Genomic DNA, 13,386 nt, shown 5'->3' on the forward strand with positions numbered 1-13,386 from the left:
CCGTCCCGCGGCACGCCGCCTGATCGAGGGACGCTCGGCGGTGTGGTCGGACGGGTAGCGTGATCAGCGCCTGGTGATCGAGGGAGGGGATTCTCCGGTGGCGTATCCGGACGGTTTGCTGAGCGAGGACGAGTACGTGGTGGTGCACACCCACCCGCACTGGAAGATGCTCGTCGTGCCGGTGGTGCTGTTCCTCGCCGTGGTCGGGGCGGGCTCGTACGCCGCCGCGCTGGTCGCCGAGCTGACCTGGAACGTGCCGGTGTGGATCGCGCTCGCCGCCGTCGGTGCGGTGCTGGTCATCTGGTGGACGCTGGCACCGCTGATCCGCTGGCGCACCACCCACTTCGTGGTCACCTCGCGGCGGCTGATGGTCCGCGAGGGCGTGTTCACCCGCACCGGCGTCGACATCCCGATGTGGCGGATCAACAGCGTGCGGTTCAGCCATGGCCTGGTGGACCGGTTCTTCGGCTGCGGCACGCTGATCGTCGAATCCGCCTCCGACGAGCCGCTGGAGTTCGATGACATCCCCAAGGTCGAGCGGGTGCACACCCTGCTCTACCGCGAGGTCAACGACGAATCCGAGCACGACGACCAGGACCGGTGGGAGCGGCGATGAGCGCGCTGGAGGTCGGCCTGCCGGACCGGGTGCCGTCGCCGGAGCCCGGGGAACTGCCCGCCGCGGTCACCATCTGGGAGGTCGGGCCGCGCGACGGGCTGCAGAACGAGCAGGCCGTGGTGCCGGTCGAGGTGAAGCTGGAGTTCCTGCGCAGGCTCGCCGACGCGGGCCTGCGGATCGTGGAGACCACCAGCTTCGTGCGCCCGGAGTGGGTGCCGCAGCTCGCCGACGCCGCCGAGGTCCTCGCCGGGCTGGACCGCCGGGACGGCGTGCGCTATCCCGTGCTGGTGCCGAACTCCCGCGGCCTGGACCGCGCCCTCGACGCCGGGGTCGCCGACGTGGCCGTGTTCGCCGCCGCCACCGAGTCGTTCACCCGCCGCAACCTCAACCGCGGGCTCGACGAGCAGTTCGCCATGTTCGAGCCGGTGGTGCGCCGCGCCACCGACGAGGGCCTCGCCGTGCGCGGGTACCTGTCGATGGTCTTCGGCGACCCGTGGGAGGGGCCGGTGCCCGTCGAGCAGGTCGTCGCCGCCGGGCGCCGGTTGCTGGAGATGGGCTGCGGGCAGCTCTCGCTCGGCGACACGATCGGTGTGGCGACGCCCGGGCAGGTGGAGGCGGTGCTGCGCGCGTTCACCGCCGCCGGGGTGCCGGTGGCGTCGCTGGCGGTGCACTTCCACGACACCTACGGGCAGGCGCTGGCCAACACCTGGACGGCGCTGCGGCACGGGGTGTCCGCAGTGGACTCGTCGGCGGGCGGGCTGGGCGGCTGCCCGTACGCGAAGTCCGCCACCGGGAACCTCGCCACCGAAGACCTCGTGTGGATGCTGGACGGGCTCGGCGTCGAGCACGGCGTGGACCTCGCGGCGCTCGCCGCCACCAGCGCGTGGATGGCCGAGCAGCTGGGCCGCCCCAGCCCGTCCCGCGTGGTCAAGGCGCTCACCGGGGCCTAGGCCGCCGTGCTCGGGCCCGCGCGCGGAGGGCTCGGCGCTCGCCCGCGGCGCGGTCGAGTCCGGAGGCGAACCGCGTCAGGACTGCTCGCGGGTGCCGAACATCGCCAGGAACGTGAAGCGCATGATGCGGTCGGCGTCCCGGTCCGCGGTGCCGGTGATCTCCACCAGGCCCAGGTTCGGCCTGCTCTTCGACAGCCGCCTGCTGTTCACCGTCATGCCGAACCGCAGCTCGTCGTCCGGGAACACCGGCGCCGCCCAGGACAGCTCGTTGCCGCCGGGCGAACCCTGCGAAGTGGACCCGGCGAGCACGTGGTCCACGTAGGCCCGCATCCACAGCGACGAGGTGTACCAACCGGACGCGCACAGCCCGCCGAGCACCGACTGCGCGCCGGCCTCCTCGTCCAGGTGGAACGGTTGCGGGTCGAATCGGCGCGCGAACGCCACCATCTCGTCCCGGTCGATCAGCACCGAACCCAGGTCGAACACCCGGCCAGGTTCGAGGTCTTCGTACGCGATACCCGCCATGCCCGGATCATCGCAGGACGCCCGGGCCGGGTGGTGCGCGGTGCCCGATCCGGCTCCGGTGCGGCAGGATCGACGTGGAACCATCGACCGCATGGGCGCGTCCCGGAACGCGGGGCGGGCGGACGCGCCCGCCGACGCCTCGACTGCGGAAGGGGGAGTGGCGGTGGCCACCGATAGCGCGCACGCCGAGGAGCTCGCCGCTCGACATCGGCGCCCGCGAGGACGGCAGGCACTCCCCCGGACGGGGTCGGTGCGGCCATGAGCGGAGATCACGAGGACGTCCGGAAGCACGGCTCCCCGGCGCGGGACGAGCACTCCGGCGGCATCGAGCGGGCGCGGTGGCGCGGCGACGCCGACCACACCGGCCCCGTCACGGTCGAAGCGGCCGGGTCCGGCGCGCTCGCCGCGGGCTGGGTCGCGGACGGGGTGGACCCCGCGTCGGTGACCGCGCCGCACCCGGTGCGCCAGGCCTGGTCTTCCGCCCCGCCGCAGGGCCGCGGCGATTCCGCCGCTCGCGGACCGCGGTCCGACGGGTTCGGCGCGAATTCCGGGCAGGCGGGCGGAATCCGCCCGGGGCACGGTCCGGACCGCTTCGGGCCGGGGCAGCAGTCCCCCGAGGGGCGGCCGGGCGGACACGGGCAGCGCGCGCAGGTCCGGCAGGCGCAGCAGGGGCGGCAGAACCACCGGGGGCAGCAGGGCGACCAGGGCCAGCAGATCCAGCAGGGCAATCAAGCTCAGCAGGCCCAGCAGGGCAATCAAGCTCAGCAGGCCCAGCAGGGCAATCAAGCTCAGCAGGGCCAGCAGCCTCAGCAGGTCCAGCAGGTCCAGCAGGTCCAGCAGGGCCACCAAGGCCACCAAGCCCAGCAGGGACAGCAGATCCAGCAGGGGAACCAAGCCCAGCAGGGGCAACCGGGGCAGGGGAGCCAGCAGAACCAGCAGGTCCACCAAGCCCGGCCCGGCAGGCAGGGCCCCCTGAACCGCCCCGGCCAGCAGGACCGGCCGGACCACCGAGGACGGCAACCCCAGCAGGTCCGGCGCGCCGCCGCGCCGGACGCGGGCCCCCGCCCCGGCCAGGGCGATCCGGTCGCGCGGCAGGTCCGCCCGCCCGCCGACCCGGTCCGCCCGCGCCAGGGCGACCGCAAGGAAGCGGTCGCGTTCATGCTCCACCAGTTCCCGATCGGGTACCTCCCGGTCGCCGCGGCGACCGCCAGCCGCCAGCTGCCGATGCCCGCCGAAGGCGTCGATCCGCTGGCCGGGCGCCGCTTCCCGCCGCGCGACCACCCGCGCGCGGACCTCGTCGACGACCGCGACGCCCTCGCCAGGGCCCGCTCCGGGGAGCTCGCGGTGGACCCGGCCGGATCCGACGGGGTGGAGCGCCCCGCCGAGTTCGCCGCCGGGCACGACCCGCTCGCCGAACTCAGCGAACTGGAGTGGGAACGCCGCTACACCGGCCCCGCCGGACCCCGCTGGCCCGCTGCCGCATCGGTGCCGGAGGGCTGCGCGGAACCGGGCGAGCCGATCGTGCTCGAACCGGACGCGGTGCTCGACGCGCTCGGCTCCGACGCGGGCCGGGTCGCCGCGCCCGACGGCACCGCGTTCACCCGGCGCAGCCTGCCCCCGGACTACCTGGAGCTGCCGTACCACCGCTACCGGGTGCTGCGGCCGCTGCCGGTGTGGCGGGCGGTGTCCGCGCCGTGGTTCGCGGGCAGCGGCGGTGGCGTGCGCTACCGGCTGACGCACTCGCTGGCGGAACTGGTGGCGCTGGGCCACCTCGTCGAGCTCACCGCGGCGCGGGTCGCCGCGGAGGCGGGCACGCTGCGGCTGGACCCCGCCGTGATCGACGCGGCCGACCGCGCGTCCCGGCGCTCCGCGGGCGGGGGCGCGGAACCGGACGAGCGCGCCGACGCCGCACCGGACGAACCACCGGGCGCGGTCGACGAGCCCCGCCGCACCGACCGGCACGAGGTCACGGAGGAGATCGCGAAGTGAACACCGAATCGATGCTCGGCTGGCTCGCGGCGCTCGGCGTCCCCGCCGAGCTGGTGTCGATCGGCACCGAGACCGACCACACCTGGTGCCTGGTCCGCGAGGAGGTGGACGGCGCCGCCGGGTGGGAGGTGTTCTGGCGCGAGCAGGGCAACCGCTACGACTGGGCGCGGTTCAGCAGCGAGCAGGTCGCCTGCTTCTACCTGTTCGGCAGGCTCAGCTGGACCCAGGCGCTGCGCGGCGCCATCGGCCCCGTCGACCAGGACCGCCCGCGCGCCCCGAAGGCGCCCGCCGAGCCGGCCACCCCACCCCACGGCACCCCGGCCCAGTGACCGCCTGAACTTCGAACTCGGTTCGCGGAGCAGCACGAGTTCGGAATTCAGCGCAGCAGGTCCAGGGCCGTTGCGTGCAGGTGGCCGTTGGTGCTCAGCGCCGAGCCGCCCTGGAAACCGCGCCGCCCGCCCAGGTCGGTGAACTCGCCACCGGCCTCGCGGACGATGACCTGCACCGCGGCCACGTCCCACGGGTTCACCACCGCTTCGGCCGCCACGTCGATGGCGCCCTCCGCGACCAGGCAGTGCTGCCAGAAGTCGCCGAACGCCCGGTTCTCCCAGCACGCGTCCACCAGCCGCAGGTACGCCTCCCGCGAGTGGTGCTCCACCCAGCTGCCCAGGTGCGTGGTGGACAGGTAGGCGTCGGAGATCTCGCGCACCCCGGACACCGAGATCCGCTCCGCAGCGCCCCCGGAGCTCGCCCACGCGCCGCACCCCGCGGCCGCCCACCAGCGGCGGCCCAGCGCGGGTGCGCTGATCACGCCCGCGGTCGGCGTGCCGTCCTCGACCAGCGCGACCAGCGTCGCCCAGGCGGGCACCCCGCGCAGGAAGTTCTTCGTGCCGTCGATCGGGTCCAGCACCCAGGTGCGGGCCGAGGTGACCTCGCCGCCGCGCTCCTCGCCCGCGATCTCGTCGCCGGGGCGCTGCTCGGCGAGCACCGCGCGCACCGCGTCCTCCACCGCCAGGTCCGCATCGGTGACGGGGGTGCGGTCCGGCTTGCGGTCCACCGCGAGGTCCAGCGCGCGGAACCGGTCCGAGGTGAGCGCGTCGGCGGTGTCCGCGAGGTGCAGGGCCAGGTCCAGGTCATCGGCGATCGTCACGGCGGCGACTCTACTTCCGCGCTCCGCGCGGCCCCGCTGAGGTGCGGCTACCAGACGGGCCGGGCGGAACTAACCGCCTACGACCCGGACCTGATCATCGCGGACCTCTAGGGTGGAGGCGTGAGCGTAGTGCTGCTGGCCGAGGACGACCCAGCCATTGCTGTGCCGTTGTCGAGGGCATTGCAGCGGGAGGGCTACTCGGTCCGAGTCATCGACGACGGCCCCTCGGCGTTGCAGGAGGCGTCCTCCGGCGGAATCGACCTGATGGTGCTGGACCTCGGCCTGCCCGGGATGGACGGGCTGGAGGTGTGCCGGCGGCTGCGCGCGCAGGGCCGCGGCATCCCCGTGCTGATGCTCACCGCGCGCACCGACGAGGTGGACTTCGTGGTGGGCCTCGACGCGGGCGCCGACGACTACGTGGCGAAGCCGTTCCGGCTCGCGGAGCTGATGGCCCGCATCCGGGCGCTGCTGCGCCGCGGTTCCCCGGAGACGCTGGAGGCGTCCGGGGTGCGGCTGGAGCTGACCGCGCGCCGCGTGCTCGTCGACGAGCACGAGGTGGGGCTGGCGAACAAGGAGTTCGAACTGCTGCGGGTGCTCATGCAGCACGCGGGCCAGGTCGTCACCCGCGAGGAGATCCTCGACGAGGTGTGGCCGGAGGCCAGCCGCAAGGGCAGCAAGACGCTGGACATGCACATCTCCTGGCTGCGCCGGAAGCTCGGCGACGGCAACGGCCGTGCCGACGAGCAGCGGATCGCCACGGTCCGCGGCGTCGGCTTCCGGTTCAACGCGGACTGACGGGCGGCCCGGTGCACAGGCGGATCCTGGTCGCGACGCTGCTGGCGGTGGCGGTGACGGCGGTGGTGCTGGGCCTGCCGCTGGGCGTGACCGCGCTGAAGCTGGTGGAGGACTTCACCCGCACCGACCTGTCCACCCGCTCGCAGCAGATCGCGACCTCGCTGGACGAGCAGGTCGCCTCCCGCCACCCGATCGACGTGGAGTCGGTGCTGCTGGCGGTGCCGCGGGACGCGCGGCTGGTGGTGCGCACCAAGGACCACGAGTACGTCTACGGCACCGACCCGGGCAGGTCGCCGCTCACCGAGAGCGTGCCGATGGTGCAGAGCGGCACGGTGACGCTGTCCGCGCCCAGCGGCCCGGTGCGCACCCAGCAGTTCCAGGTCGCGGGCCTGGTGCTGCTGCTGGTGGTGCTCTCCGCGGGCACCGGCATGGTGGTGGCGGGGTTGACCGCGCGGCGGCTGGCCGATCCGCTGCGGCACGTCGCCGCGCGCGCCGCCCGGCTCGGCGCGGGCGATTTCCGGGCCGATCCGAAGCGGCACGAGGTCCCGGAGCTGGACCGGGTCGCCGACGCGCTGGACGCCTCGGGCGCCGCCCTGTCCCAGCTGGTGCAGCGCGAGCGGGAACTCGTCGGCGATGTCTCGCACCAGCTGCGCAGCAGGCTCACCGCGCTGCAGCTGCGGCTGGAGGCGCTGGCCGACGTGCCCGACCAGGAGGTCGCGGAGGAGGCCGCCGCGGCGCTGGAGCAGGCCGAGCGGCTCTCCAGCGTCCTCGACGACCTGCTCGCCGCCGCGACCGCCGCGCGCGCCAGGGACGCCGAACCGCTCGACGTGTCCGAAGCGCTGTCCGAGGCCGCCGCGGAGTGGCGCGAACCGCTGCGCGCCCAGGGCCGCGCGCTGCGCCAGCGGGTGCCGGACGGCCTGCTCGCCAGGGCCACGCCCGGCCGGTTGCGGGAGGCCATCGGGGTGCTGCTGGACAACGCGGTGCGCCACGGCAAGGGGACGGTGACGCTGACCGCGCGCAACGGCGGCGGGACGGTGGTCGTCGAGGTCGGCGACGCCGGGCCCGGGGTGCCGGACCAGCTGGTGCCCTACGTGTTCGAGCGCGGGTTCTCCGCGGGCGGGTCCACGGGCGTGGGCCTGGCCTTGGCGCGGGCGCTGGTGGAGGCCGACGGCGGGCGCCTGGAGCTCAGCAAGGCCCGTCCCGCCCTGTTCGAGATCTTCCTGCCGGTGGCGCGGGCCGACGACGTGCTCGGCGTGCCGTGGAAGATCGAGTCCCGGCCGCGCTGATCCGGTTCCGCCGCCCGGTCCGCGGGCGCGGCGCCGGAGGCCCCGGCGCCGGGAGCTCGGCGCCGGATTCGTCGCCGGAAGGGTCGTCGCCGGATGGTTCGTCGTCGGGGAGTTCGTCGTCGGGGGACCCGTCGGCGGGGAACACCCACTTCCGGAACGCCCACCACCGGAACACCATGCCCAGCACCAGGCCCACCACCTGCGCGGCGGTGAAGTCGGCGATCTCCTCGACGAGCCTGCTGGTGTACGGGGTCTGCAGGTGCAGGGCGTAGCGGGAGAACCACAGCGGCGCCGCGTACAGCGCGACCCCGATGCCGCTGAACAGGAAGTACAGCGTGGCCTCGTGGTGGCGTTCCCGGCCGCCGCGGGTGCGGAACGACCACTCCCGGTTCAGCACGTACGACACGATCGTCGCCACCAGCACCGCGATCACCTTCGCGGTGACCGGTTTCGGCACCAGGATCGTCAGCTTCAGCGCGTAGAAGATCGCCGAGTCGATGAAGAAGGTGCTGGCGCCGACGATCGCGAACTTCACCAGTTCGCGATGGCGCACCGCGCGGTCCCGCAGCGGGCGCGGGACGCGGGCCAGCACGGCTTCCACGACGGACACTCCGACGATGTTAACCGCCCCGCCGCGGCCGCCCGGAGCTCGTGCGGCCGCAGCGGTGCCGGGACCTCCCCGGCCGGTCTCCGGTCAGCGCGGGAAGCGCCACCAGGGCGGCGGGGCGGTCGGCGGCAGCAGCGGTTCCAGGATCGGCAGCCGCCGCTCGTCCGGGGCCGGTTCCGGTTCCGGGGACTCGGGCGGCCGGGTGGGCTCCGAGGACGGGGGTTCCGGCGGTGCGGAGGTGCCCGGTCCGGTCGGGACGGGCGTCGGTGCCTGCGTCGGTTCGGAACCGGGCGTCGGCTCCGGGGCGGGCGCGGGGCCCTGGCTCGGCGGCGCCCACCCCGGCAGGCCAGGCAGGCCCGGCAGACCAGGCGGGCCCGGCAGCTCCGGCAGGCCCGGGACCTCCGGCGGACCAGGTCGCTCGGGCAGCCCCGGCACGTCCGGCAGCCAGCACGGCCACTCCGCACCGTCCGCCGGACGCAGCGGCCACAGCGGCGGGAGCGGGCAGTCCGGCTCCGGCCGCGGGCGCCACGGGAACCAGAGCCGGGTGGTCACCGCGGCGCTGTCGTTCGCGGTGCCGAGCCGGGCGCGCACCGGGATGGTGACCTCGCGCTCCTCGCCGCCCGAGGCGCCGCGCGGTTCCACCGGAAGCCCGGCCAGCCACAGGTGGCCCCGGTAGGACTCGCCCGGATCCAGCTCCGCCGAGCAGCGCAGCTCGTCGTCCGACGGCAGCAGGTCGCACGCGGGCGGGATCCCCAGCGCGCGCGCACCGGCGGGCAGCACCGCGACCGCCTCGGCCCGGCCCCGGGTCACGCCGGTGTTGCGCACGTCGAGGTTCAGCCGCAGCGGCGGGCCCTCCGGCACCTCGCCGCCCAGCAGCAGGTCGTGCAGCGGGTGCGCCGCCGCCGACACCGACACGTCCACCCCGTCCCCGGAGCGCATCAGCACCTGGATCCGGGACAGCGGCAGGTCCAGGTCCGCGCCCGCCACGATCCGCGCGCCGATCTCGCCGCCGGTGGCGTCGGCCGCGGCCGTCACGTGCAGGTCGAAGGTCAGCTGCTCACCCGGTTCGAGGCCGCGCTCCGAGGAGCACTGCAGCCCGCCGTCCCAGCTCTCGCAGCGCACCCCCGGGCCACTGGCCGCCTCGGCGGCGCGCGCGGTGCGGGCGGACGCGGGCGCGGTCCCCGCGGGACCGGACTGCTGGGAGGTCACCCCCGGGATCTCCGAGCTGACGCCCGGCGGCAGCGACAGGATCGCGGTCACCGGATCGGACGGGCCGGTGCCGTCGTTGCGCACCGTGATCGGCAGGTCCGCGGGGTCGCCGCCCGGCACCAGCGTCAACGGCTCCGTCGGGCCGTGCGCGTCCAGCTTCGGCGTCGGCGCGGCGGGCGCCGGAGCCGGTGCGGGAGCCGGCTGCGGAGAGGGCTGCTGGGGGGCCTGCGGGCTCGGTGCGGGCGGGCGCGGTGCGGGCGGCGGTGCGACGGCGGGCTCGGGCGCGGGCGGGGGCGCCGAGGCGGACGGCAGCGGCGCCGTGCCCGAGGTCAGCGCCAGCGCCAGCGCCAGGCACAGCGCGGCGGAGGCCGCGACGCCCGACACCGCCTGGCGCGGCACCGAGCTCGCCGCGCCCGCCGCCGAACCCCCCGCACCGGCCGATGCGGCCGCGGCGGTCGCCGAAGCACCACCGCCGGAGAGCAGGTACGCCGTGGCACCGGTGCCGATCACCAGCGGCGCGATCACCGCGCGCAGGCCGCCGTTGACGTCGGCGAGCTCCGCCGCCAGCCCGCGGCACCGGCCGCAGCCGTCGAGGTGGTTGTCGACCTGCGCGGTCTCCCGCTTCGACAACCCGCCGCGCGTCCACGCGCCCAGCCGGTCCGCCGCCGCCCGGCAGGACGCGATCCCCGGTTCGTCGTCGGACAGCGAGCTCAGGTGCACCTGCAGGTACGCCTGGCGCAGGCCCTCCCGCGCGCGGTAGGCCAGCGCCGACACCCCGTTCGGGGTGAGGCCCAGCAGCGGGCCGACCTGGGCGGGCGTCTCGCCCTCCACCTCGATGTGCCACAGCACCGTCTTCCAGCGCTCCGGCAGCCGCGCGAACGCCCGCGCCGCCAGCGACCGCTCCAGCCCGGCGACCGCGGTGTCGGTGAACGGCACGCTCGCCTCGGCGCCGGAGACCTCGGTGACGTCCTCGGCCAGCTGCAGCTTCCGGTCCCGGCGCGTCCGGTCGTAGGCGACGTGGCGCAGCGCCGTCAGCAGGTAGGCGCGGAACGCCGTCGTCGGGCCGCGGCCGCCGCGCAACGTGGCCAGCACCTTCGCGAACGCCTCGGACACCAGGTCGTCGGCCTCGGCCTGCGATCTGGAGACCTGCCGGGCCATGTTCTGCGCGGCGGCGACGTGGCGTTCGTAGAGCGTCCCGTAGGCCTCCGTCGAACCGTGCCGGACGGCCTCGATCAGCTCGCCGTCGCTGGGGCCCTGCGCTTCGGCCGGGGCTGTGGCCACGCCGCACCTTCCTTTGTGTGGTCCGCTGTCCGGGGTGTGCCGCTGGTCGGGCGGGTCCGCGCTCGGGGTTCCGGTGCGACCGGCCGACCGGGTGCGTCCGGATGCGCCGATCGGAGCAGATCCGCTTCATGGAACCATCCGCGCGATCGCCCGTCGATCCGCCAACGTGATGCGAATTCGCGTCGTGCCCATTGTGATCGACGACTCCCCGCGCCCTGCACGCAGTCTTCCGTCATGGTCGAACGCGCAGGTCGTCTCCACGGTGAAAGGGGGTCGGGATGAGTAACTGGATCAAGGGGTGCAACGGGATCGACCGGTCGTTGCGGATGCGCTGGCGCACGGCGAGCCTCGCGGCGGGATGGCCGTTCCCGAGCGATTGGGGGGTGCGCGCCGTCGACGCGGTGTGCCGGGCGGTCGCGAGCGGGGCGGACCTCACCGAACCGCTGGGCAGGCTCGGTGCGGCGCGCGCGGAGGCCGGTGTCGGGCTGGCCGAGGCGCTGCTGGACGTGGCCGCGCTGCACGCCGCGAGCACCGGCACCGGCGACGGGCTGGTCTCGCCGGACCAGGACTCGGTGCCCGCGTGGATGCTGCGGCCGCTGGTGCTCGGCTGGGCCGAGGTGCAGGCCGAGTACACCGTGGGTCGCGAGGTGCAGGACCCGCTGACCGGCCTCACCACCGCGTCCTACCTGCGGGCCCGGCTGCACGAGGTGTACCGGGGATCGCGGTCGGCGGGACGCGCCGCCGACGAGGACCACGCGCTGATCACCGTGTCGCTGGACATCCCGCCGGACACCGGCGGCTACCCGATGATGATGGCGATGGTGCTGGCCGCGGACGTGCTGCGGGACGTGTTCGACGCGGGCGAGACGGTGTCGCTGCTGCGGCCGGACACCGCCGCGGTGCTCGCCGCCCGCCGGCCCTGCCTGGAGGAGCGGTGCGAGCGGGTGCGGATGCTGGTGCGGCGCAGCATCGCCGGTGATCCGGCGCTGCACCCGGTGGGGCCGGTGCGGGTCCGGCGGGAACAGCTGCCGGGCGACCCCGCCGCGGCCTGCGCCATGCTCGGCGCGGTGGACTGACCGTTCCCGGTGGTCCGGGTGCCGGAGGGCGGGCAGTAGGCTCTCCTGCTCGTGGACCACCGCACTCGCACTCCCGTCGTAGGCATGATCGGTGGTGGGCAGCTCGCACGGATGACCCACCAGGCCGCGATCCCGCTGGGCCAGTCCCTCAAGGTGCTGGCCGTCTCGCCGCAGGACCCGGCGGCGCTGGTCGCGCCGGACGTGCAGCTCGGCGAGCACACCGACCTCGACGCGCTGCGCACCTTCGCGGAAGGCTGCGACGCGGTCACCTTCGACCACGAGCACGTGCCCGGCGAGCACCTGCGCGAACTCGTCGCCGCCGGGGTCGCCGTGCACCCCGGGCCGGACGCGCTGCTGCACGCCCAGGACAAGCTGGTGATGCGCCGCAAGCTCGCCGGGCTCGGCTTGCCGGTACCGCCGTACGCCGAGGTCACCGAGGTCGCGCAGGCGCTGGAGTTCGGCGCCGAGCACGGCTGGCCGTGCGTGCTCAAGACCGCCCGCGGCGGCTACGACGGCCGGGGCGTGTGGACGCTGAACACCCCGGAGAGCGCCGAGCGCGTCGTCGGCGAACTCCTCGACGGCGGGGCGCCGCTGCTCGTCGAGCAGCGGGTGCCGCTGCGCCGCGAGCTCGCCGCGCTCGTCGCGCGCTCCCCGTTCGGGCAAGGCGCCGCCTGGCCGCTGGTGGAGACCGTGCAGCAGGACGGCATCTGCGTGCAGGTGCTCGCCCCCGCCCCGGACGCCTCGGAGGAACTGCGGAACGAGGCGCAGAACCTGGCGCTGCACATCGCCGAGGCCCTCGGCGTCGTCGGCGTGCTCGCGGTGGAGCTGTTCGAGACCGACGACGGGCTCGTGATCAACGAGCTGGCGATGCGGCCGCACAACTCCGGGCACTTCAGCATCGAAGGCGCCCGCACCTCGCAGTTCGAGCAGCACCTGCGCGCCGTGCTGGACTACCCGCTGGGCAGCACCGAGCTCACCGCGCCCGCCGTGGTGATGGCGAACGTGCTCGGCGCGCCCACCGAACCGGCGATGGGCGTGGACGAGCGGACGCACCACCTGTTCGCCCGGTTCCCGCACGCCAAGGTGCACCTCTACGGCAAGGCCGAGCGGCCCGGGCGCAAGGTCGGCCACGTCACCGTCCTCGGCGACGACATGGCCGCCACCCGCCGCGAGGCGGAACTGGCCGCGCACTTCCTCTCCACCGGGGAATGGGCCGACGGCCACCCGATCCACTGACACCCGCCTCGGCGAGCACCGGGGGTGCGGGGCGGCTGCCCCGCGGACGTGATGGGCTGGACGGCGGGCGGTCGCTCGCCGCGACGACGAGCAGGAGCACCGGGCGCGGGCGCCCGGCGGGGAGGAACCGGAGATGGCGCAGGAACGGCCGCTGGTCGGCGTGGTCATGGGCAGCGACTCGGACTGGCCGGTGATGGAGGCCGCGGGGCAGGCCCTCGCCGAGTTCGACGTGCCGTTCGAGGCCGGCGTGTACTCGGCGCACCGCACCCCGCAGCGGATGCTGGACTACGCCCGCGACGCCGCCGACCGCGGCCTGCGCGTGATCATCGCCGGCGCCGGGGGAGCGGCGCACCTGCCGGGCATGGTGGCGTCCGCGACCGTGCTGCCGGTGATCGGCGTGCCGGTGCCGCTCAAGCACCTGGACGGCATGGACTCGCTGCTGTCGATCGTGCAGATGCCCGCCGGGGTGCCGGTGGCGACCGTCTCGGTCGGCGGGGCGCGCAACGCGGGACTGCTGGCGGTGCGCACCCTCGCCGCGGACTCCGGTGAGCTGGGCACCCGGTTGCGCGCGGCGATGGCGCGCTTCCAGGAAGGCCTGGAGAGCATGGTCCACGACAAGCACGAGGCGCTGCAGGCGCGCCTCTGACGGACCCGTGCGGCGGGACG

11 protein-coding genes and 2 pseudogenes are annotated in these 13,386 nt (G+C 75.1%); 9 read left to right on the plus strand and 4 right to left on the minus strand.

Annotated elements, in window-relative coordinates:
- Positions 1-97: 97 nt before the first annotated feature.
- Both H1226_RS04160 and H1226_RS04165 read left to right on the plus strand, forming a co-directional pair.
- On the plus strand, positions 98-616 hold the full coding sequence (locus H1226_RS04160; RefSeq protein ID WP_258347055.1) for a PH domain-containing protein: 519 nt from the start codon (positions 98-100) through the stop codon (positions 614-616).
- A complete protein-coding gene (locus H1226_RS04165) occupies positions 613-1,566 on the plus strand; it encodes a hydroxymethylglutaryl-CoA lyase (RefSeq protein ID WP_258347056.1) in 954 nt (317 codons plus the stop codon). The genes H1226_RS04160 and H1226_RS04165 overlap by 4 nt, the downstream gene beginning before the upstream one ends.
- A 75-nt stretch (positions 1,567-1,641) precedes the next feature.
- Here the strand turns inward: H1226_RS04165 and H1226_RS04170 are convergent, their stop codons facing one another.
- Positions 1,642-2,091, minus strand: a complete 450-nt coding sequence (locus H1226_RS04170; RefSeq protein WP_224968281.1) for a MaoC family dehydratase — start codon at positions 2,089-2,091, stop codon at positions 1,642-1,644.
- Between the two features lie 258 nt (positions 2,092-2,349).
- Between H1226_RS04170 and H1226_RS04175 the strand changes: the two genes are divergently transcribed.
- A complete protein-coding gene (locus H1226_RS04175) occupies positions 2,350-4,080 on the plus strand; it encodes a glycohydrolase toxin TNT-related protein (protein WP_258347080.1) in 1,731 nt (576 codons plus the stop codon).
- Positions 4,077-4,328 (plus strand): annotated as a pseudogene (locus H1226_RS04180) (hypothetical protein); the annotation flags it as partial. The gene H1226_RS04175 and the pseudogene H1226_RS04180, both read left to right, overlap by 4 nt.
- Positions 4,329-4,456: 128 nt before the next feature.
- Here H1226_RS04180 and hisN read toward each other — a convergent pair.
- Positions 4,457-5,224 (minus strand): histidinol-phosphatase, encoded by a 768-nt coding sequence (hisN, locus tag H1226_RS04185; RefSeq protein ID WP_258349333.1) that lies wholly within the window; start codon positions 5,222-5,224, stop codon positions 4,457-4,459.
- Positions 5,225-5,350: 126 nt separating this feature from the next.
- Between hisN and H1226_RS04190 the strand changes: the two genes are divergently transcribed.
- Positions 5,351-6,025: a response regulator transcription factor gene (locus H1226_RS04190; RefSeq protein ID WP_224961839.1), complete on the plus strand. Its 675-nt coding sequence runs from the start codon at positions 5,351-5,353 to the stop codon at positions 6,023-6,025.
- Positions 6,026-6,036: 11 nt separating this feature from the next.
- Positions 6,037-7,311: an ATP-binding protein gene (locus H1226_RS04195; protein ID WP_258347105.1), complete on the plus strand. Its 1,275-nt coding sequence runs from the start codon at positions 6,037-6,039 to the stop codon at positions 7,309-7,311.
- 106 nt (positions 7,312-7,417) lie between these two features.
- Here the strand turns inward: H1226_RS04195 and H1226_RS04200 are convergent.
- Both H1226_RS04200 and H1226_RS04205 read right to left on the minus strand, forming a co-directional pair.
- Positions 7,418-7,921, minus strand: a pseudogene (locus tag H1226_RS04200) (GtrA family protein); the annotation flags it as partial.
- An 84-nt stretch (positions 7,922-8,005) separates the two neighbouring features.
- Positions 8,006-10,408, minus strand: a complete 2,403-nt coding sequence (locus tag H1226_RS04205; RefSeq protein WP_258347110.1) for a sigma-70 family RNA polymerase sigma factor — start codon at positions 10,406-10,408, stop codon at positions 8,006-8,008.
- 278 nt (positions 10,409-10,686) lie between these two features.
- On the opposite strand from H1226_RS04205, the gene H1226_RS04210 reads away from it, so the two are divergent.
- From H1226_RS04210 to purE, 3 genes are all read left to right on the plus strand, one after another.
- The gene (locus tag H1226_RS04210) at positions 10,687-11,484 is read left to right on the plus strand and encodes a hypothetical protein (RefSeq protein WP_258347112.1); all 798 of its coding nucleotides are present in this window, start codon (positions 10,687-10,689) and stop codon (positions 11,482-11,484) included.
- Positions 11,485-11,535: 51 nt separating this feature from the next.
- The gene (locus H1226_RS04215; RefSeq protein ID WP_258347116.1) at positions 11,536-12,720 is read left to right on the plus strand and encodes a 5-(carboxyamino)imidazole ribonucleotide synthase; all 1,185 of its coding nucleotides are present in this window, start codon (positions 11,536-11,538) and stop codon (positions 12,718-12,720) included.
- A gap of 133 nt (positions 12,721-12,853) precedes the next feature.
- Positions 12,854-13,366 (plus strand): 5-(carboxyamino)imidazole ribonucleotide mutase, encoded by a 513-nt coding sequence (gene purE, locus H1226_RS04220; protein ID WP_224962530.1) that lies wholly within the window; start codon positions 12,854-12,856, stop codon positions 13,364-13,366.
- The last annotated feature ends 20 nt before the right edge of the window (positions 13,367-13,386 follow it).

Source organism: Saccharopolyspora gregorii (assembly GCF_024734405.1).
Lineage (GTDB): Bacteria > Actinomycetota > Actinomycetes > Mycobacteriales > Pseudonocardiaceae > Saccharopolyspora_C > Saccharopolyspora_C gregorii.

Coding starts and splice junctions, on each gene's coding strand:
- H1226_RS04165 (WP_258347056.1), top strand. CDS start 613: ATGAGCGCGCTGGAGGTCGGCCTGCCGGACCGGGTGCCGTCGCCGGAG.
- H1226_RS04170 (WP_224968281.1), bottom strand. CDS start 2,091: ATGGCGGGTATCGCGTACGAAGACCTCGAACCTGGCCGGGTGTTCGAC.
- H1226_RS04175 (WP_258347080.1), top strand. CDS start 2,350: ATGAGCGGAGATCACGAGGACGTCCGGAAGCACGGCTCCCCGGCGCGG.
- H1226_RS04210 (WP_258347112.1), top strand. CDS start 10,687: ATGAGTAACTGGATCAAGGGGTGCAACGGGATCGACCGGTCGTTGCGG.
- purE (WP_224962530.1), top strand. CDS start 12,854: ATGGCGCAGGAACGGCCGCTGGTCGGCGTGGTCATGGGCAGCGACTCG.